We start from the raw sequence: 18,841 nt of genomic DNA, 5'->3' as shown, positions 1-18,841 counted from the left end.
TTTCATTATCTACATTTTAATATCTATTCTTTAATATCTGCATCGTATTAAAAAAATCTAACATAAAATCTTTCATTTTAACAAAGTTCCTATTCTTAATATTCCTTATTTTAATTGACTATATACCATATTGATTTGTCCTAAGTGATAGATATCATGTTGTATCACACCATTTATCATGTACTCATTTCTATATCTACGTCCAGCTACTTGTTCATTTAACCATGAATCCGGTTTTGTTAATAGTAATTCGCATATTATATTTTGAGTCTCAATTAATTCTTCAATGATTTTTTTCTTTTCTTTTTCATTTTGTATTGAAACATTTTTTCTCCAATCCTTCTCAGAATTTAGTTCAATATCAAAAGTTTCATTTCCTTTTAGTTTTTCGATGACAAACCCTCTCCAATCTACCAGATGGTAAAGTAACTCTGATATTGAGTGCGATACTTTCTTTGGTTTTTTATCCCAAAAAAGTACAGGAATATGTTCTAATGATTTTAATATAGAATTTCCAAACCATGGTTCTCCTTCAAAAACCTCATCATACTTTTTAATACTATCTTTTATATTCATCCGGGTTTGTATTTAGTCAACTATATTAGGACTCAACCATTTCTTTGCATACTCAATATCTACATCTTTACGTTCTGCAAAATCTTTTACCTGATCTTCTTTCATTTTTCCTAATCCAAAATATCGAGCTTCGGGATTAGCAAAATAATATCCAGATACAGATGCTGCAGGCCACATAGCAAGGCTTTCTGTTAATTCTACTCCGATTCGTTCTTTAACCCTAAGCAATTCCCAAATCGTTATCTTTTCGAGATGATCCGGGCAAGCAGGATATCCTGGTGCAGGTCGAATACCTTTATATGCTTCTTTTATTAATTCTTCATTGGTTAATGATTCATTATTAGCATATCCCCAATCTTCTTTACGTACTTTTTTATGCAAATATTCTGCAAAAGCTTCGGCTAATCGATCTGCCAATGCTTTAATCATAATCGAATTATAATCATCGTGATCTGCTTCAAAAGCTTCTGCTAGTTCCTTGGTTCCAAAACCTGTTGTTACACAAAAACACCCCATATAATCTTGAATTTCGCTTTCTTTTGGAGCTACAAAATCAGATAATGCAAAATTTGGTTTACCAGCATGTTTTTTTAATTGTTGACGTAGTGTTCTGAATTTAAAAGCTCCTTGTTCTGAAGACACCTCAATATCATCATCATCTACCGTATTAGCCTTGAAAAGTCCATACACAGCTTTTGCTCCTAATAATTTTTCATCAAATACTCTCTGTAATAATTCTCGTGCATCTTTAAACAAAGATGTGGCTTGTTCTCCAACGACAGTATCAGTTAAAATAGCAGGATATTTACCATGTAAGTCCCAGGATCTAAAAAACGGTGACCAATCGATATAAGGTTCTAATTTTTTCAAATCAAAATCTTCTATAACCTTAACTCCAAGTTTGTTTGGTGTTACAATTTTAGAAGTTTGCCAATCAATTACATATTTATTTTTTCTGGCCTCTTCAATACTCAAATATTCTTTTTGTTTTGTTCTCTTTAGAAACCCATCTCTAAATTTTTCATAATCTTCTTTAAGATCACCTACATATTTTTGATTGTTTCTTTTATTTAATAAATCACCAACAACTGTTACTGCTCTTGATGCGTCATTAACATGCACTACTGCATTTTTATATTGTGGATCAATCTTAACTGCGGTATGAGCTTTTGATGTGGTTGCCCCACCAATCAATAATGGAATATTGAAATTCTTGCGTTCCATTTCTTTAGCCAGGTGAACCATTTCATCTAGTGATGGAGTTATTAATCCACTTAATCCTATGATATCTACTTGTTCATCAATTGCTGTCTGAATAATTTTATCGGGAGGAACCATTACTCCAAGGTCTACAATCTCATAATTATTACATCCTAATACTACCGAAACAATATTTTTGCCAATATCATGTACATCACCTTTTACTGTTGCCATTAAAATACGGCCATTAGAATCATTTTCTCTTACTTTTTCTCCAGAGAGCGCACTCTTTTTCTTTTCTTCTTCAATAAATGGAAGTAGATATGCTACTGCTTTTTTCATTACCCTAGCAGATTTTACTACTTGGGGTAAGAACATTTTACCAGACCCAAAAAGGTCGCCAACAACATTCATTCCTGTCATCAGGTTTCCTTCTATCACTTCTATAGGTTTATCTGCTACTTGCCTTGCTTCTTCTACATCTTCAACGATATATTGATCAATCCCTTTTACAAGTGCTCTTGTAATCCTATTCTGTAGTGATTCTTCTCGCCACGAAAGATCTACAGTTCTTTCTTTACTCGTTCCTACTACAGTTTCTGCAAAATCTAATAATCGTTCGGTAGCGTCATCTCTTCGATCCAGAATTACATCTTCTACATGTTCTAAAAGATCTTTGGGAATATCATCATATACTTCTAGCATTGCAGGGTTTACGATTCCCATATTCATTCCGGCCTTAATTGCATGATACAAGAAAACGGAATGCATTGCTTCGCGAACTGTATTATTTCCTCTAAATGAGAAAGACACATTACTTACACCTCCACTTACACTACAATGTGGTAAATTTTCTCTTACCCATCGTGTGGCTTCAATAAAATCGATCGCATTTTTACGATGTTCTTCCATTCCGGTTGCCACCGGAAATATATTTAGATCAAATATGATATCTTCTGGTGGAAACTTTAATTTATGAACCAATATATCATAGGATCGTTTTGAAATTTCTATACGACGTTCATAATTATCTGCTTGTCCAACCTCATCAAATGCCATTACAATTACAGCTGCACCATATCTTTTTATAGCTTTTGCATGTGATATAAACTCTTCTTCTCCTTCTTTAAGGCTTATAGAATTTACCACACATTTTCCTTGTACCACTTGCAATCCAGCTTCGATGATTTCCCATTTAGAGCTATCTATCATAATGGGTACTCGAGCAATATCTGGTTCTGCCATGATAAGGTTAAGAAACCTCACCATTGCATCCTTACCATCGATCAAACCATCATCCATATTGATATCAATGACCTGCGCTCCTCCTTCTACCTGATGTCTTGCTATATCTAAAGCTTCATCAAATTTTTCTTCTTTGACCAACCGCAAAAACTTACGTGATCCTGCTACATTAGTTCGCTCCCCAACATTAATAAAATTCGTTTCAGCAGAAACGATCATTGGTTCCAGACCAGAGAGCTTAAGATATTTTCTTTCTTCCTTAGTACTCATATGCTATACTTCTACTCCTACTACTCTTGGTTTATAATCTTTTGCTAAATCTGCTATTGCTTTAATATGTTCTGGAGTAGTACCACAACAACCGCCAATAATATTTACTAAGTTTTTTTCCATGTATTCTTTAATCTGTTCTGCCATTTGCTCTGGTGTTTCGTCATACTCTCCAAATGCATTTGGTAATCCGGCATTAGGATGTGCAGATATTCCAAAACTTGCTTTCTGAGCTAAAACTTCTAAATAGGGAGTCAGTTGATTTGCTCCCAATGCACAATTAAATCCAACCGACAACATCGGAATATGAGATAAAGAAATTAAAAATGCTTCTGCAGTTTGGCCTGATAATGTTCTTCCACTTGCATCCGTTATTGTACCACTTACCATGATGGGTACATCAATATTTCTTTCGTCTTTTACTTCTTCAATTGCAAAAAGTGCTGCTTTAGCGTTTAATGTATCGAAAATAGTTTCTACCAATAAAATATCCGCACCTCCGTCTAATAGTGCTTCAACCTGTTGTTTATAAGCGATTCTTAATTCATCAAAAGTTACTGCTCTATATCCAGGATCATTTACATCGGGGGACATACTTGCTGTTCTGTTCGTGGGACCAATAGATCCTGCTACAAAGCGAGGTTTATGAGGTTCTTTTTCGGTCAACTCATCTGCTACTTCTTTGGCTATTTTTGCTGACTGATAATTTAGCTCATATACCAAATCTTCCATTTCATAATCTGCCATAGCAATGGTTGTTCCCGAAAAGGTATTAGTTTCTACGATATCTGCTCCCGCTTCAAAATAAAGTCGATGTACTTCTTTTATTGCTTCGGGCTGGGTAATACTCAATAAATCATTATTACCTTGCACAGGAGTAGGCCAATCCTTGAATCGTTCTCCTCTAAAATCTTCTTCTGTAAACTTATGTCTTTGCAGCATGGTCCCCATGGCTCCATCAAGCACAAGGATTCTTTCTTCTAGTATTTTGTATATCTCTTTCATTACTTATCAAGTATTATTGTGGATTCCAGTTCTAGTCTGTACTATGTGCAGACAAAATACTGGAATAACAAAAAATAGTATTAATTCTCTATTAAAATAAAGAATTAGTGTATCAAGAAAAATAAATGGAAAAACATAGCAGAGCTATGAATCTTCGTTATCTATACCGCTATAACGGATAGAATGTAGCACCTTCTTTACAAGATAAAGGGTTGCTAAGGTTTCATAGGGTCTATTCCCTCCACCTTTCTCGATAACAATTAGTATATATATGAACTAAACAGCACCTGCTGTTAATCTAACTACAAATAAAAGGCATAGCCTTTTGTTATGCAAGTTTATTTATCAATTTCATCTCGTATTAACAAAAAAAGATTACCCAAAAGGGTAATCTCTATTCTACATACATATATTTTTTTATTACCTTCGAAGTTCTGAACCTCCAAAACCTCCTGTATTATGCCCCAGAGAGATATAATTTGGTCCTTCGACAAACCCTCTTAGAATTCCGCCATTATTTGTATTCCCTTTAGGAACATCTACCCAATCCAACCATAACTGGCTATAGAAACGACTTCCCCAGGCAACATTAGACCATGTAGGGCGACCATTTACAAAATTGCGTTCTCCAAACCAAACAACCATATTACCTATCTGCCTGATATAGTAAATACCACCATCATCTCCTACCCATCGACCAGTAATATTATTGCTATCATTTACAACTCCAAATCCTGCCTGACGTGGACGAGGAAGGTATGAAGGCCGGGCAGTTTTTGTCCAAGCTGAACCTCCAAAATTACTTCCCGACACCTTAGTAAAACCGCTTCCAAAACAACCTATAGACAATGTTAAACTTCCACTTCCTGCTATTCTACCTTTAGGTACATCATAAAAACTTCCGGTAATTATTTTACCACTAATAGTACCTTTAAAAACATTGGCCCAAATACCTGATGGATGTTCTCCAAACCAGTAAACCTTGTTCCCAATATGTCTAACATAATAATGCCCTCCATCATTAGCATAATAGTACCCAGATAAATTTGGTATAATAGAACACCAATCGATATCTATGATATCAATATTGATTCCATTTTCCTTCAAATAATCTTTTTTTGCTTTAGTGAGGAATTCTTCTTGCTCTACATTTATTGTATTTAATTCTTGGTCTACAATTGATTCTTTTTCACAATTTGCAAATAATAATAATAATATGCTTGCTAATAAAAGAATCGAAATACTTAAATTAAATCGAGTTTTTTTTGTTCTCATGCCTCTTTATTTTTTTGTGTTTTCTATACTCTAGTTATGTTAATTCTCATTAAACAAATATTCCTAACAATATTTTTAAGTCTATTTTTTTCAATTCAAAAATACAGCCAAAACAGATAAAAAAACGGGGTCAAAAACCCCATTTAACATAAGTGTAATACATCTATTATAAGAGGAAAACACCTTTTTCTTCTTGTGATTATTGCAACATACATATTCGATAAGAGGTCTTTACAAAAAAGAGCTTAACAACAATACTATTCCCTTTTATGAACGAATTAATTTCTAAAAATAATTGGTGGAGTCGAAACTGGAAATGGGTACTTCCTACAACAGGGTTCGTTGTTTGTGTATTTGTGTTTTTTATAATGACAGGTAATGCTGCTTTTAGATACGGATCTGTTTATGTTCAACCAAATATTACAGGAAATGCTGTTGAAATAGCCAAAAAAAATGATCTTGTTATTGAAAAATTAGGTGAACTATCTCCTGTAGATTTCTTTCGATTACTAGAGGGAGAAGTTCAATATTCAAATCACAATACTTCAATTGCAATAACAGTTGGGATTAGAGGCACCAAAGGAAAAGCTAAATTAGATATTGTAGCTTATAAAAAAGGGACAAACTGGGAATATCAAAAAATTACGGTTAGAATTAAAAAGCCAAAAAAAGAATCTATTAAAATCCTGGGAGAATAATATAATTAAGACTCCGGGGCCAATTCTATTTCTAACCCATCCAACTCAGGAGTAATTGGGATTTGACATCCTAATCTACTATTATCTTCTACATAAAAGGCTTCTGCCAACATCAAATCTTCATCCTGCCCCATTTCTGGTAATTCGTGATCAGATAAAATATAGCATTGACAAGAAGCACACATAGCCATTCCTCCGCAAGTTCCTTCTACTGGCAACTCATAAGCTTTACAAATTTCCATTAAATTCATAGCCATATCTGTAGGTGCTTGTATCTCATGTACTACACCTTCTCTATCTTTTATTTTTATGGTAACATCTGACATATCTTTTTATTTCTGTCTGCAAATATAATCAAAGACCACACAGGTCTCATGCAAGGTCTTTATATTTTATTTTAAATTATTTAGAGCATCTATATAGGAGCTATATCTTGTTTCTTTAAACTGGTAATTATGAAGATTTTTTAAAAGACCAAATATACTGAATCTTATAAAAAATGCCTATATAATAATCAACGTATAAGTATACAATTTTGTAAAAATTAAACCAACAAAAAACATACCATATAATGAGAAATAACAGGACAAGAAAACATCGATTACACTAAAAACCTATAACTATCCCACAACTACTATAGTATAGAGGCTTCTGTAATGAAAATTAATAAAAAGAAATTACCAAAATTAGATACAACTAAGATTTATTATAGTTTTAGTTTGTATTTTTTTTGTTCTAACCAGCCCGTAAAAATGACTACCAATAAAGAAAAAACAAAAGACATAAATAGTCCTATAATAGAAGAGTTTAATATATCAGGAAACTTAATATTGGTAATTACATAAATTGGATATATGAGATAGGGGATCATGTAGCATGTTAACGTTGCTGTACCTGCCGGAGCGATTATTTTTGCCCAACTTGTTTGTTTTTTCACATCTGTGATATAATACAACATTGTAAATATAAGAAAACCTATTCCTGTGCAGATAGCTAACCAAGATGGTGTTCCCTGTATTTTAGAAATACCCCAATAAGTCCGGGTTACCATTCCAAAAACAATATGTAGTACTCCTAATCCTATTAAACTTATATAACACCATTTTATATTTGTCCCCGATAACTTTTTAAATACTAATGTTGCTACAATACCAGCGGTAGTAAATGCAGGAATAGTACCTGTATATAATGTAGAAAACAAAGTAATAATATCGTTTTCAAAAATTAGTTTATCAGTCTGATTCAATATAGAAAGCACATTAAAAATTCCCCATAAAATAACCATTGTAGTAATGTTTCTCTTGCTATATAGATAAACCAACCCGTTTATAAGATAAGCCCAACCAATAAGTCCCAAAATTCCCCACCAATGTGTTTTCATCCAACTTTCTCCCTTAGAACCTCCATTGTATATAACTGCTAAAAAAACAAGTATAATAAACCCTAAGACTTGAAAATAAATATGCCATTTTTTTTGAATTGGACTTTTTTTCCAATTCATCCAAATTAATAGTATTGCAAAGGCCATAAGTAAACCCCAAAAATATTTCCCGATAAGAATACTTTCATGGTGTGCATTTTCATAATTCACCATAAAAACTCCAATTAATAACAACGATAGAGACCTTATCAGTATATGCTTAGCAATCAAAGATTTACTTTCTTTTTTCGCAAGTCTATTTTCGATTGCATAAGGAATACTAAGACCAACAATAAATAAAAACAAAGGAAAAATAATATCAGAAAATCCCATGTAATCTTCACTCGCATTGGCATGTTGAAGCCACTTAGGAATATCTGTAAGTGTCCAGAAGTCATTTACCCAGATCATTAAAACCATTGTCAAAGCTCTAAAAATATCTATTGAAGCAATCCTCATATTTAAAAATCTGCATTAATTGTTTTTTGCAAAACTTCCCAATGTTCATCTGTCATTCTATTTGGTGTAAAAAGACAAATACCAGTTGCTCCATTTTGAATTGATTCAATAATTGCAGCTTCTAATTCTTCTGGTAATAAACCATGATTTTCGGGATCGGCTTCATTTGCTTTATTTTTAGGTTTCGGGCAAATGAATAAACCACTATAAACAGGTTTCTTGCCATTAACAGCGGTTACTTCTTCTTTTGTAAGTTCACCAATCCATTTTGTATCTCCCAGATAGAAGTCGTTATAATTCATTGGAAAAAATGCATCCAAATTCCATTTATCCCATTCTTGTCTGACTAGTTTTTTTGCAATAGAATTCGGTCCTGGAAACACTGCTGCGTTAATCACTTTATTTTTACCATGTACTACATCCGCCAATCTATTCACTGTTTTAGTTATCAAATCATAACGAAATTGTTTCCATTCTTCAACTTGGGAAGGGTCCTCAACATCTTTAATATCAATACCCGATAATGATTTAAAATCATGAACACATTTATCACAATAGCAATAGTCAAATTGAGGGTATTCTTTATCCATTACTAAATCATATTTTTCCCATAATCCTTTTGCCAAAATTACATCTGGAAAACGTATATAATCTAAATGAATTCCGTCTACCTCCTTTACATCAGCAACACTACTGTATAGGTTTTTGAGGAAATCATACACTTCTTCTTTATTAGGACATAAAAACTGGTAATGTGAAACATATGCAGGTTTATCATATGCAGATTCACCATTTCGATTAATGGCGTACCATTCTGGTTTTAATTTTGGATTAGAATTTTGTATCATGGTAGGTATCCATGCATGAAACTCCATCCCTGTTTCTTTTACAATTTCACCAACTCTTTTATAAGTTAAAGGATCATGACCTGCAGAATACATTAAACCGTCAATTCCTTTATTTTTTAATTCTTGAAACTGATTTTTTAATTCTTCATCTGACGCATCTTTAGGCAATTGTGCCCATGCGTAAACAGGTATTTTGTTTTTAGTGACTACACTTTTCTCAGTTTTATTTTTACAAGCAATTAATAAAAAAACAATCGAAAGAATAGAAAGTAGCTTTTTCATAAGAACGTTTAAAAAAAATTAGAATCATAGGTAAAGAAAAAAAATAGAGATTAAAATTTTTTTCTACAAAACACATCATTTCATAGAAGTACAACCTGTTTTATAACCTATTATACCATTTTTGATAATATCCAAACGGGTTATTGAAGCAACTAAATCTTTATTGTCAGGATTCAAAATAAAACAAGTGCATACTGAAACCGATTTTTCAGTATGCACTTGTTTTGCCTTTACGGTAAAATTTATTTTTAATTAATGGCTTTTACCACTTCTTTTTTAGCTTCTTTTTTAGTTCCATCAAATCCTTCTACTCCCCCAACAGTTGTATATTTCATAACATACTTTTTATCTGGGAATATTCTTTGGTAAGCGCTCTGACACATAATAGCTGCTTCATGAAAACCTGAAAGAATCAATTTTAGTTTTCCTTTATACGTATTTACATCACCAATGGCATAAACTCCCGGGATATTAGTCTGGTAGTCGTAAGAATTATCTACTTTGATTGCATTTTTCTCGATCTCTAATCCCCAATCTCCTATTGGTCCTAATTTTGGTGATAATCCAAATAACGGAATGAAGTAATCTGTATCTAAAATAATTTCTCCTTTTGTTTTATGTTTTATACCAACAGCTGTAATGTGATCATCGCCTTTTAATTCTTTTACTTCAGCTTCAGTAATCAGGTTTATTTTACCTAATTTAGAAAGTTCTGCTACTCGTTCTACAGAATCTAAAGCTCCTCGAAATTCGTTTCGTCTATGTACCAGAGTTACTTCGCTAGCAACATCTGCTAAGAAAATCGACCAATCTAAAGCAGAATCTCCTCCGCCTGAAATTACAACTCGTTTATCTCTATATACTTCTGGATCACGTATAATATATGCTACTCCTTTATCTTCAAAATCAGCAATATTTGGGATTGGTGGTTTACGAGGCTCAAAAGAACCTAATCCTCCAGCAATTGCAACTACCGGCGCATTATGCTGCGTTCCTTTATTGGTAGTTACCAAAAATGTATCGTCTTCTAATTTCTCGATAGTTTCTGCTCTTTCACCCAGGGTAAACCCAGGGTTAAAAGGTTTTATTTGCTCCATTAGGTTATCTACCAATTCTCCTGCTAATATTTCTGGAAACCCAGGAATATCATATATTGGTTTTTTGGGATATATTTCTGAGCATTGCCCACCTGGTTGTGGTAAGGCATCAATAAGATGCGTCTTTAACTTCAGTAATCCTGCCTCAAAAACAGTAAATAATCCTGTTGGTCCCGCTCCGATTATTAAAATATCAGTCTTGATCATTTTTCAACTTCTTTTTTTCCTATTAATCCTTTGGTAAATTCGTTTAGTGTCTCCACTTTTTCTTCAAAATTACCTTTTATTGTTTTTCTGTACTCGTTTAAATTTTTAACTAAATCATCAATGTTTTCAGGTATCGCTTCCTCAAAAAACTGACGTAATCGTTTGGCTGTCGTTGGCGATTTCCCATTAGTAGAAATAGCCACTTTTACATTGCCTTTGGTTACAATTGCACCCATATAAAAATCGCAATATGGTGGATTATCTGCTACATTAACCAATATACTTCGTTTCCTGCAATCTTTATATACTTGTATATTAACTTTAGGAACATCTGTAGTAGCAATCACAATGTGTTTTCCTTTGAGAAAACGTTTGTGATATTTTTTATGTATCATTTCCACTCCAAACTTCTTTGCTAATAGTATTGTATCTTTTCTAAACATTGGCGATACTATAGTCACCTTAGCATCTGGGCTGGATTTTAGTAAGAACGTAAGCTTTTCTTCTGCTACATTCCCTCCTCCTATTATAAGGATTTCAAGGTTTGCAGTCTTTAAAAAAACCGGATATAAATTATTTCTTTCTTTCATCTTTAAGCTAGTCCTGAACTATTAAGATACAATTTCTTCCCGAACTTCATTATAAATCGAAGCTAGCCGAACTCGTTGGCTTACTACTTCTCCTATTACAATAATTGCCGGTGAGGATAATTCTTTTTCTAAAACTACTTCCTCAATGTTCTCTATTGTACCATATCCAAACTTCTCTTTTTTTGTAGTCCCGTTTTGGATAATAGCAACCGGAATGTCTTGCTTATTTTCGGCTGCAAAGATACTAACTATTTCATTCAACTTACTCATTCCCATCAAAATTACCACAGTTGCATTTGATTTTGCTGCCAGGCATATGTCCTGTGATAATTTGTGGGATTTTGTGGTTCCTGTAATTACCCAAAAACTTTCTGAGGATCCTCTTTTTGTTAATGGGATTCCTTGATATGCAGGGACAGCTAAAGATGATGATATACCAGGAACTATATCGGTTTCTACATCAAATTGTTGTGCATAATCAATCTCTTCTGCTCCGCGTCCAAAAATAAAAGGATCTCCTCCTTTTAATCGCACTACATGCCCATGGCTTTTGGCTCTACTTACTATCAATTCATTAATCTGCTCTTGTTGATATGCATAGCATCCTTTTCTTTTACCAACGAATATCTTCTCTGCTTTATATGCATAATCCAATAAGGTTTCATTGATAAGTGCATCATATAACACCACATCTGCAGACTCTAAAGCTTTAATCGCCTTAAGAGTGATCAAATCCGGATCTCCCGGACCTGCTCCTACTACTGTTAATTTTGATGCTCTAGTATTTATCATTTTCTTTATGCATTTTCTACTTCAACAGCTCTAAACTCCTGTACTTTTTGTAAAAATTGTTTTGCACTTTTGATATAATCTACTGCAAAATTTCTGGTAGGCGTATTTTTTTGAAGTTGATAGATCAAATCTGCAAATGTTCCTTCTAATTGTACTTTTCCACTTGCTACAAATTCTTCGTCAAACTGACGAATGATTCCTGCATGTGTATTTGTTTTTTTGTTTTCGGCTAACAATAATGCTTTTGCAGAATTAACTAATGAGCTGTATGCATGATATACAGCATCAGAGTATATCTCATTCTCAAAAGATATTTTCGCATTTTCTATTTTCTCTTCACTTTCTAAGAACAAAGTAGCTATTAAATCTATAACTACTCCTGCACATTCTCCTACTCCGATTGCCTTTACATAATTTTCTTCTGTTCCCCAATCGATAAAATCTTCTTGAGTAAGACTATCTACATTAGATAAATCGGTAAGAAAATCATAGAAATACTTTTCTCCTTGCTCAGTATAATAGTCTATAAAAGTTTTACCGTTAGCATTTGCTTCAAAATCATTAAGGATTCTACGTAATGCTTCTGGCCCTCTTCTACTTGGTATTTTTACTACTTTATCGGCAAAACGACCATTACCATCTCCTAAGTTTCCTCCTCCTAATAAGACTTGTAATGCAGGTGCAACTAGTTTATCCTTAGTACGTACAGACATTCCCTGGAAACCAATATTTGCCATATTGTGTTGCCCACAAGCATTCATACACCCACTAATTTTGATCACCAAATCTTCTTTTTCAAGATATTGAGGGTATTCTGTTTTGATTACTCGTTCTAGTTCCTCGGCAATACCTGTACTACTTGCAATTCCTAAATTACAGGTATCTGTTCCTGGACAAGCGGTTATATCTACTGCTTTATTGTAACCAGATTCTACAAATCCTAATTTTTCTAATTCTTGATAGAAAAACGGTACTATATCTTCTTTTACAAAAGGGATCAAAATATTCTGACGCAATGACAATCTTATTTCTCCCGCAGCATATTTCTCTACTAAATCTGCTAACAATCTAGCTTTATCAGTATAAAAATCTCCTAATAACACTTTGACACCTATAGCTACATACCCCTCTTGTTTTTGCGCTATTACATTGGTAGATTTCCACAGGTCAAAGGTTTTTTGGTTTTTGATCTCTACTTGAGGCGCTTCAACTTCAACCGGAACTGAAGTTTTATATGCTTCTGCATCAATCACAACAGTTTTCTGTTCTATTGCGTTTTGCTCTGCTTCTACTAATTCTCTGAACGCTTCAACACCTATGTCTTTAAGTAAAAACTTCATTCTTGCCTTGGCTCTACTTTTTCGTTCCCCATGGCGATCAAAAACCCTCAACACTCCTTCCATCAAAGGGATAATTTTTTCTGATGGCAAGAAACTGTACAACTCATCTGCATGTCTTGGTTGCGATCCTAATCCACCACCTAGCATGACTTTAAATCCTCTAACTCCATTTTTAATTTTAGCAATAAAGCCAAGATCATGCATATAGGATAGTCCTGTATCTTCTTCAGTTCCTGAAAAAGAAACTTTGAATTTACGTCCCATTTCCTGACAGATAGGGTTTCTTAAAAAGAAACGAAATAATGCATCTGCATAAGGTGATACATCAAAGGGTTCTTTTGGATCAATTCCGGCAGTTTCTGATGCAGTTACATTACGAACTGTATTACCACAAGCTTCTCTTAACGTCACATCATCTTTTTCTAACTCTGCCCAAAGTTCTGGGGTTCTATTTAAATCTACATAGTGAATTTGTATATCCTGACGTGTAGTGATATGCAATCTCCCTCGAGAATACTCATCAGAGACTTCACAAATACGTCTTAATTGATTACTTAACACTTTACCGTATGGCAACTTAATACGAATCATCTGCACTCCTTCCTGGCGTTGGCCGTATACGCCACGTGCCAAACGAAGGCTACGAAACTTTTCTTCATCAATCTTACCCTTATGGAATTGCTCAATTTTATTAGCTAATTCTATAACATCTTTTTGAACAATTGGGTTTTCTATTTCGGTTCTAAAACTTTGCATCTTTTTTCGTATTTCTGCCTTTAAAAAAGGTCATAGTTATGACTTTTGTATGATGGTTTTATGATTCTATTTTTTTGTTTTTCTTTCTATAAAGAATGGCTTATATTTATTCTATAAAGCCAACTCCTGAAGTAGTATTGGTTTGTGAATCTATTAATATAAATGATCCTGAAGCTTTATTCTTGCTATAAGAATCAACTGCTAAAGGTTTGCTTAACTGTATCTGAACTTTCCCTATTTCGTTTAAACTCAAAGCATTTTTTGAAGTATCATCACCAGAAAAATCAGTTGCAATGGTTCCGTTTATACTTTTCACTTTTGCCAAAATCCGATTACTTCCACTTTGTATAAAGTAATTTGTTCCTGGATTTAGATCTTTACTGTCCATCCAGCATACTGTTGCTGTGAGTTGTTTTTCTACTCGGGGCTTTTCTGATGATTTTACAATCATATCTCCTCGACTTACATTTACATCATTTTCTAAAGTAATTGTACAAGAACTCCCTCTACCGGCGGTATCAAACTTCTGATCGAAGAAGTAAATTTCTTTTACTTTTGATGTAGTTAATGATGGTAAAATTGTTACCTCATCTCCAATCGAAAGGTCACCTCCATATAATTTACCTGCATATCCTCTAAAATCATGAAACTCATCTTTTTTAGGACGAATCACAGTTTGAATTGGAAAACGTACCTGAGCTTTTTCATATACATCTTGCGCATCCAATTTCTCTAAGTGTTCTAGTAAAGTTTGTCCATTATACCAAGGAGTATTATCAGATTTATCTACCACATTATCTCCCTGTAATGCACTTACCGGGATAAACGTTATATTTTGTTCTTTGTAATCGCTTTTTTCGATCAATGTTTCAAAATCGGCTTTAATAGCTTTGTATTTCTCTTGAGAAAAATCTACCAAATCCATTTTGTTAACTGCTACAATCACATCTTTAACCCTTAGTAGGTTATTGATAAAAAAGTGACGATACGTTTGTTCTATTACACCTTTACGAGCATCTACCAAAATGATAGAGGCTTGCGATGTTGACGCTCCTGTAACCATATTTCTGGTATATTCAATATGCCCAGGAGTATCGGCTATAATATAACTTTTGGTTTTTGTAGAAAAATAGATATGGGCAACATCAATAGTAATCCCTTGTTCACGTTCGGCTACTAGTCCATCTGTCGCCAATGAAAAATCTAAATAATCAAAACCGTTGGCTTTACTTCTGGTTTCAATTGCTTCTAATTTATCTGTCGTTAATGATTTTGTATCATATAGAATACGACCGATTAAGGTACTTTTACCGTCATCTACACTTCCTGCTGTTGCTATTTTTAATACATCCATAGCTGTTATTGTTTCTCCTTTCGGAGTAATATTCGTTATTATTATTACACTCTGACTTAACTTTGGATTCCAGCCGAAGTCTATGCTGGAGCGTAGACAAAGTACTGGAACGGCAAAAGCCAATCTAGAAATATCCTTGTTGTTTTCGTTTTTCCATCGCAGCTTCTGATCGTTTATCATCGATACGAGCTCCTCGTTCTGAAATTGTGGACTCCCTGATCTCTGATACTACTTTATCTATAGTAATCGCATCAGAAAGCACTGCTGCGGTACATGACATATCACCTACAGTTCTAAAACGCACCATTCTTTCTTCTACCACTTCATCATCTTCTCTATACACAACATCATCTTCGGCAGACCAAATCATCCCGTCTCTTACAAATGTTTTACGGGTATGAGCAAAATATATAGACGGAATTTCGATTCCTTCTTTTTGGATATAACTCCATACATCTAATTCTGTCCAGTTACTAATCGGAAACACCCTTACATTTTGGCCTAAATCAATTTTTCCGTTAAGGTGATCAAACAACTCAGGGCGTTGGTTTTTCTCATCCCATTGGCCAAAATCATCTCTAACAGAGAATATGCGTTCTTTGGCTCTAGCTTTTTCTTCATCCCTACGAGCTCCACCAATAGCTGCATCAAACTTAAATTCTTCCAGAGCATCCAAAAGTGTGGTAGTTTGTAAACTATTACGGCTAGCGTATTTTCCTTTTTCTTCTACGACCTTACCTTGATCAATAGAATCCTGAACATTGCGAACAATAAGTTCTACACCTAATTCTTCTACTAATCGATCTCTGAATTCTATAGTTTCGGGAAAGTTATGTCCTGTATCAATATGCAATAAAGGGAAAGGAATTTTTCCGGGATAAAATGCTTTCTGGGCTAATCGTACTAAAGTAATAGAATCTTTTCCTCCAGAAAAAAGTAATACTGGTTTCTCAAACTGTGCAACTACTTCTCTAAAAATATAAATTGCTTCACTCTCCAAAGGATTTACCTTAAGAACAGATACTCCAGCTAGGTTACCTGCCGACCCTTCTAATTGTTCTATTTTCTTTTCTAGTATTTCCATTCTTATCTTTTTCGTATTTTATTAGTTAGTATGTAATCCACACTCTCTATTTTCTAACACTTTAGTTGGATCAAAATATTTGAATTCGTTAGGTAATTTATATTCTTCTAAATACACATCTAACTCTTCATCACTGTAATAATAAAATGGACTTATTTTTAAAACTCCATCTTTACCCATGCTTACAATATCTAACGAATCTCTAAGTGCCGTTTGTCCTTTCCTAAGATTTGTAAACCAAACATCGGGAGTAAAATCAGACATTGCTCTTCTAAATGGTTCTAATTTTACTTGTTCTGTAAAAACTTTGTGTTTGGGATCATCAATATCCGGAATCCCCATAGTTACATCTCTATGTGCTGTGGTCTGCTTAGGCACATATAATTTAACATCAAGCCCCAACATATCAATAACCTCTTCGGCATGCCTATAGGTGTTTGGAGTATTGTATCCAGAATCACACCATATTACCGGAATATCTGACAATGCCTTTGAGCAAACATTAAGAATTGCAACCTCGTATGGTCTAAAATTAGTAGTCACAACTGGAGTTTTCGCATTTAAAACTGCCCATTGTGCAATTTCTAAAGGTGTTTTATCCTTTAGAGACTTATTTAAGTTTTCTATTTCTTTTTCTGTTAAACTCATAGTTTACAATACTTGTTTTTCTACTAGCGCAATTATTTTCCCCATTTAATACGATTCCAAATTCTTTCATGAAAAAAATACAGAATCATTTTTGTTACAAAATCAATAGATGCAATTGAAGTAGCAAGAGCTATTTCTCCTGTTAATACATAAGACACTATCAATGTATCTAATGTACCCACTACCCTCCAGCTTACTGCTTTTGCGATACTACGTACTGGTTTTTCAGAGGTTTTATCGTCCTGATACGTTGTTTTCTGTGTAGCTACTTTATCTAATATCATTTGATCTAAAATCATTTTTTTCAAAAACTCTATTACCCTATCGGAATAGTAGATTATTAAACAAATGTATATATAATATTTTGTTTATAACACAAAAAACCCATAAGTTCTTAAAGAAAATCATAAGAATTATGAAATCTTCAACAAAAACCCTAGTAGCTTAGTAGATTATTAAGACAATCCCAGAATCTTTATATAATTTATTGAGGAACACCCTATTAAACTTTTATTAATTATCCTTAAAAATCACATAAAAAGAGATTTCATTTAAAGAAATGACAATATGTAAATTTCTATCTCGTTGATAAAAGTAATATTAACCCAAAATATATAGTCGAAATGAAAAGATTTGCAATGTTTTTATTTTTAGCAAGTACCTTACTATTTGTTTCTTGTAACGATGATGATGATTCTCCAATTGAAATTGATCAATCCTTAATCCCAGGTGAGTGGAATCTCACAGAAGTTAAATCTGAAAATGGAAAAGTTACCGCTACTATTGAAAACATACCAGTAAGTGGCGGTTATTCTTTATCAGGTAAAGATTATACTGCTGAAGCAACTTTCACAAAAGCTTCTGAAGCTGATAAACCTAATACTTTTCTTAGTTCTGGAGGGTTTACATTAGTAGCAAAAATAACTATCCCCACTCAATCCATTGATTATGAAGAAGCAATTCCTGATTTTATTGGAGCCGGTGATTGGAAAATAGATGGGACTAAACTAATCACTACTGTTGCTAACAAAGACGTTTCTTTTGATATTATTGCATTAACTGCGCAAACCCTAAGTATAAAAAAGGATATCAAAGAAACAGTCGAACAACAAGGTATTACTTTTGAAGTTACGGGAAGCCAAATTTTCACCTTAACAAAAAAATAAGGCTGTAAATTTTAAATTCTTTGAATAAAAAAAAGCTGAGAAACTTCTCGGCTTTTTTTATTCACATACTTTTCTAAGACCCATTTTATCATCAAGAACACACACCCCTATTTACAGGGGGTATTACTTCACGGTTTACAGTGTTCTATATCCTATATTGAAATTTTAAATTTGAGAAACTAAATCATAGAATTGCTCATTTAACCAATACTACCCCGATCTAAATGTGTAATCCTATTCATTCTTAAAACATATCACATTATGAAAAAAATTTTAAACTTAGGAGGAGTTACTTTATTAAGTAAAAATGACCAAAGTCAAATTTTGGGTTCGCGTAGCGGGACTCCTTGTTACCAAAACGGAAATCAGTGCTGCAGAAAAATTGGTAATGGAAGTCTCTGTGATGCAGGACAATGCCAACCTAATGGATATTGCATATATTTCTAAAATTAAAAGCAGGAATTATAGTTTCCTATAATTCCTGCTTTTACATGTTTATATTATCCTCTGAGTTTTTTACAAAAACGAT

The 18,841-nt window shown here is 33.5% G+C and carries 18 protein-coding genes and 1 riboswitch; of the genes, 3 read left to right on the top strand and 15 right to left on the bottom strand.

All coding sequences use genetic code 11. The features are described 5' to 3' along the window. Positions 1–105 precede the first annotated feature (105 nt). From AAFU52_RS13260 to AAFU52_RS13245, 4 genes are all read right to left on the bottom strand, one after another. Positions 106–576 carry a DinB family protein gene (locus AAFU52_RS13260; RefSeq protein WP_024770659.1) on the bottom strand — a complete coding sequence of 157 codons (471 nt, stop codon included), beginning with the start codon at positions 574–576 and terminating at the stop codon, positions 106–108. Positions 577–588: 12 nt separating this feature from the next. Further along, entirely contained in the window at positions 589–3,291 is a 2,703-nt protein-coding gene (metH, locus tag AAFU52_RS13255) for a methionine synthase (RefSeq protein ID WP_438422263.1), read from the bottom strand. Between the two features lie 3 nt (positions 3,292–3,294). After that, positions 3,295–4,296 carry a homocysteine S-methyltransferase family protein gene (locus AAFU52_RS13250; RefSeq protein ID WP_024770657.1) on the bottom strand — a complete coding sequence of 334 codons (1,002 nt, stop codon included), beginning with the start codon at positions 4,294–4,296 and terminating at the stop codon, positions 3,295–3,297. A gap of 154 nt (positions 4,297–4,450) precedes the next feature. Beyond that, positions 4,451–4,556: riboswitch (SAM riboswitch) on the bottom strand. A 160-nt stretch (positions 4,557–4,716) separates the two neighbouring features. Beyond that, complete coding sequence (locus AAFU52_RS13245) at positions 4,717–5,571, bottom strand: hypothetical protein (protein WP_438422262.1); 855 nt, start codon at positions 5,569–5,571, stop codon at positions 4,717–4,719. A 269-nt stretch (positions 5,572–5,840) separates the two neighbouring features. Between AAFU52_RS13245 and AAFU52_RS13240 the strand changes: the two genes are divergently transcribed. Next, entirely contained in the window at positions 5,841–6,269 is a 429-nt protein-coding gene (locus tag AAFU52_RS13240; RefSeq protein ID WP_438422261.1) for a cytochrome c oxidase assembly factor Coa1 family protein, read from the top strand. A 5-nt stretch (positions 6,270–6,274) separates the two neighbouring features. Here the strand turns inward: AAFU52_RS13240 and AAFU52_RS13235 are convergent, their stop codons facing one another. The 11 genes from AAFU52_RS13235 to AAFU52_RS13185 all read right to left on the bottom strand — a co-directional run bounded on the left by AAFU52_RS13235 (position 6,275) and on the right by AAFU52_RS13185 (position 17,445). Further along, positions 6,275–6,595 carry a 2Fe-2S iron-sulfur cluster-binding protein gene (locus AAFU52_RS13235; protein WP_024770655.1) on the bottom strand — a complete coding sequence of 107 codons (321 nt, stop codon included), beginning with the start codon at positions 6,593–6,595 and terminating at the stop codon, positions 6,275–6,277. Positions 6,596–6,975: 380 nt separating this feature from the next. Further along, positions 6,976–8,148 carry a heparan-alpha-glucosaminide N-acetyltransferase domain-containing protein gene (locus AAFU52_RS13230; protein ID WP_438422260.1) on the bottom strand — a complete coding sequence of 391 codons (1,173 nt, stop codon included), beginning with the start codon at positions 8,146–8,148 and terminating at the stop codon, positions 6,976–6,978. Between the two features lie 2 nt (positions 8,149–8,150). Next, complete coding sequence (locus AAFU52_RS13225) at positions 8,151–9,278, bottom strand: hypothetical protein (protein ID WP_438422259.1); 1,128 nt, start codon at positions 9,276–9,278, stop codon at positions 8,151–8,153. Positions 9,279–9,526: 248 nt separating this feature from the next. Further along, positions 9,527–10,582, bottom strand: a complete 1,056-nt coding sequence (locus tag AAFU52_RS13220; RefSeq protein ID WP_438422258.1) for an NAD(P)/FAD-dependent oxidoreductase — start codon at positions 10,580–10,582, stop codon at positions 9,527–9,529. Next, on the bottom strand, positions 10,579–11,172 hold the full coding sequence (locus AAFU52_RS13215) for a precorrin-2 dehydrogenase/sirohydrochlorin ferrochelatase family protein (RefSeq protein WP_438422257.1): 594 nt from the start codon (positions 11,170–11,172) through the stop codon (positions 10,579–10,581). The genes AAFU52_RS13220 and AAFU52_RS13215 overlap by 4 nt, the downstream gene beginning before the upstream one ends. 21 nt (positions 11,173–11,193) lie before the next feature. Further along, positions 11,194–11,964 (bottom strand): uroporphyrinogen-III C-methyltransferase, encoded by a 771-nt coding sequence (gene cobA, locus AAFU52_RS13210; protein ID WP_438422256.1) that lies wholly within the window; start codon positions 11,962–11,964, stop codon positions 11,194–11,196. A 5-nt stretch (positions 11,965–11,969) separates the two neighbouring features. After that, positions 11,970–14,060: a HEPN domain-containing protein gene (locus tag AAFU52_RS13205; RefSeq protein ID WP_438422255.1), complete on the bottom strand. Its 2,091-nt coding sequence runs from the start codon at positions 14,058–14,060 to the stop codon at positions 11,970–11,972. Between the two features lie 106 nt (positions 14,061–14,166). Beyond that, positions 14,167–15,414: a sulfate adenylyltransferase subunit 1 gene (locus tag AAFU52_RS13200; RefSeq protein WP_438426640.1), complete on the bottom strand. Its 1,248-nt coding sequence runs from the start codon at positions 15,412–15,414 to the stop codon at positions 14,167–14,169. Positions 15,415–15,538: 124 nt separating this feature from the next. Further along, on the bottom strand, positions 15,539–16,498 hold the full coding sequence (gene cysD, locus AAFU52_RS13195) for a sulfate adenylyltransferase subunit CysD (RefSeq protein ID WP_024770647.1): 960 nt from the start codon (positions 16,496–16,498) through the stop codon (positions 15,539–15,541). Between the two features lie 21 nt (positions 16,499–16,519). After that, positions 16,520–17,146, bottom strand: coding sequence for a phosphoadenosine phosphosulfate reductase domain-containing protein (locus tag AAFU52_RS13190; RefSeq protein WP_438422254.1), 627 nt, complete (start codon positions 17,144–17,146; stop codon positions 16,520–16,522). A gap of 32 nt (positions 17,147–17,178) precedes the next feature. Continuing rightward, complete coding sequence (locus AAFU52_RS13185) at positions 17,179–17,445, bottom strand: DUF2061 domain-containing protein (RefSeq protein ID WP_438422253.1); 267 nt, start codon at positions 17,443–17,445, stop codon at positions 17,179–17,181. 324 nt (positions 17,446–17,769) lie between these two features. On the opposite strand from AAFU52_RS13185, the gene AAFU52_RS13180 reads away from it, so the two are divergent. After that, on the top strand, positions 17,770–18,312 hold the full coding sequence (locus AAFU52_RS13180) for a hypothetical protein (RefSeq protein ID WP_438422252.1): 543 nt from the start codon (positions 17,770–17,772) through the stop codon (positions 18,310–18,312). Positions 18,313–18,619: 307 nt separating this feature from the next. Then, on the top strand, positions 18,620–18,790 hold the full coding sequence (locus AAFU52_RS13175; RefSeq protein WP_438422251.1) for a hypothetical protein: 171 nt from the start codon (positions 18,620–18,622) through the stop codon (positions 18,788–18,790). Positions 18,791–18,841: the final 51 nt, after the last annotated feature.

The organism is Aquimarina macrocephali (genome assembly GCF_051627225.1).
Classification (GTDB): domain Bacteria; phylum Bacteroidota; class Bacteroidia; order Flavobacteriales; family Flavobacteriaceae; genus Aquimarina; species Aquimarina macrocephali.
Note: the sequence above shows the minus strand (reverse complement) of the source record. Positions and strands in the feature narration are given on the sequence as shown.

What these genes read in the sequence shown, in the direction of transcription:
- AAFU52_RS13260 (WP_024770659.1), bottom strand. Translation starts at nt 576, where the DNA reads ATGAATATAAAAGATAGTATTAAAAAGTATGATGAGGTTTTTGAAGGA.
- metH (WP_438422263.1), bottom strand. Translation starts at nt 3,291, where the DNA reads ATGAGTACTAAGGAAGAAAGAAAATATCTTAAGCTCTCTGGTCTGGAA.
- AAFU52_RS13250 (WP_024770657.1), bottom strand. Translation starts at nt 4,296, where the DNA reads ATGAAAGAGATATACAAAATACTAGAAGAAAGAATCCTTGTGCTTGAT.
- AAFU52_RS13245 (WP_438422262.1), bottom strand. Translation starts at nt 5,571, where the DNA reads ATGAGAACAAAAAAAACTCGATTTAATTTAAGTATTTCGATTCTTTTA.
- AAFU52_RS13240 (WP_438422261.1), top strand. Translation starts at nt 5,841, where the DNA reads ATGAACGAATTAATTTCTAAAAATAATTGGTGGAGTCGAAACTGGAAA.
- AAFU52_RS13235 (WP_024770655.1), bottom strand. Translation starts at nt 6,595, where the DNA reads ATGTCAGATGTTACCATAAAAATAAAAGATAGAGAAGGTGTAGTACAT.
- AAFU52_RS13230 (WP_438422260.1), bottom strand. Translation starts at nt 8,148, where the DNA reads ATGAGGATTGCTTCAATAGATATTTTTAGAGCTTTGACAATGGTTTTA.
- AAFU52_RS13225 (WP_438422259.1), bottom strand. Translation starts at nt 9,278, where the DNA reads ATGAAAAAGCTACTTTCTATTCTTTCGATTGTTTTTTTATTAATTGCT.
- AAFU52_RS13220 (WP_438422258.1), bottom strand. Translation starts at nt 10,582, where the DNA reads ATGATCAAGACTGATATTTTAATAATCGGAGCGGGACCAACAGGATTA.
- AAFU52_RS13215 (WP_438422257.1), bottom strand. Translation starts at nt 11,172, where the DNA reads ATGAAAGAAAGAAATAATTTATATCCGGTTTTTTTAAAGACTGCAAAC.
- cobA (WP_438422256.1), bottom strand. Translation starts at nt 11,964, where the DNA reads ATGATAAATACTAGAGCATCAAAATTAACAGTAGTAGGAGCAGGTCCG.
- AAFU52_RS13205 (WP_438422255.1), bottom strand. Translation starts at nt 14,060, where the DNA reads ATGCAAAGTTTTAGAACCGAAATAGAAAACCCAATTGTTCAAAAAGAT.
- AAFU52_RS13200 (WP_438426640.1), bottom strand. Translation starts at nt 15,414, where the DNA reads ATGGATGTATTAAAAATAGCAACAGCAGGAAGTGTAGATGACGGTAAA.
- cysD (WP_024770647.1), bottom strand. Translation starts at nt 16,498, where the DNA reads ATGGAAATACTAGAAAAGAAAATAGAACAATTAGAAGGGTCGGCAGGT.
- AAFU52_RS13190 (WP_438422254.1), bottom strand. Translation starts at nt 17,146, where the DNA reads ATGAGTTTAACAGAAAAAGAAATAGAAAACTTAAATAAGTCTCTAAAG.
- AAFU52_RS13185 (WP_438422253.1), bottom strand. Translation starts at nt 17,445, where the DNA reads ATGATTTTAGATCAAATGATATTAGATAAAGTAGCTACACAGAAAACA.
- AAFU52_RS13180 (WP_438422252.1), top strand. Translation starts at nt 17,770, where the DNA reads ATGAAAAGATTTGCAATGTTTTTATTTTTAGCAAGTACCTTACTATTT.
- AAFU52_RS13175 (WP_438422251.1), top strand. Translation starts at nt 18,620, where the DNA reads ATGACCAAAGTCAAATTTTGGGTTCGCGTAGCGGGACTCCTTGTTACC.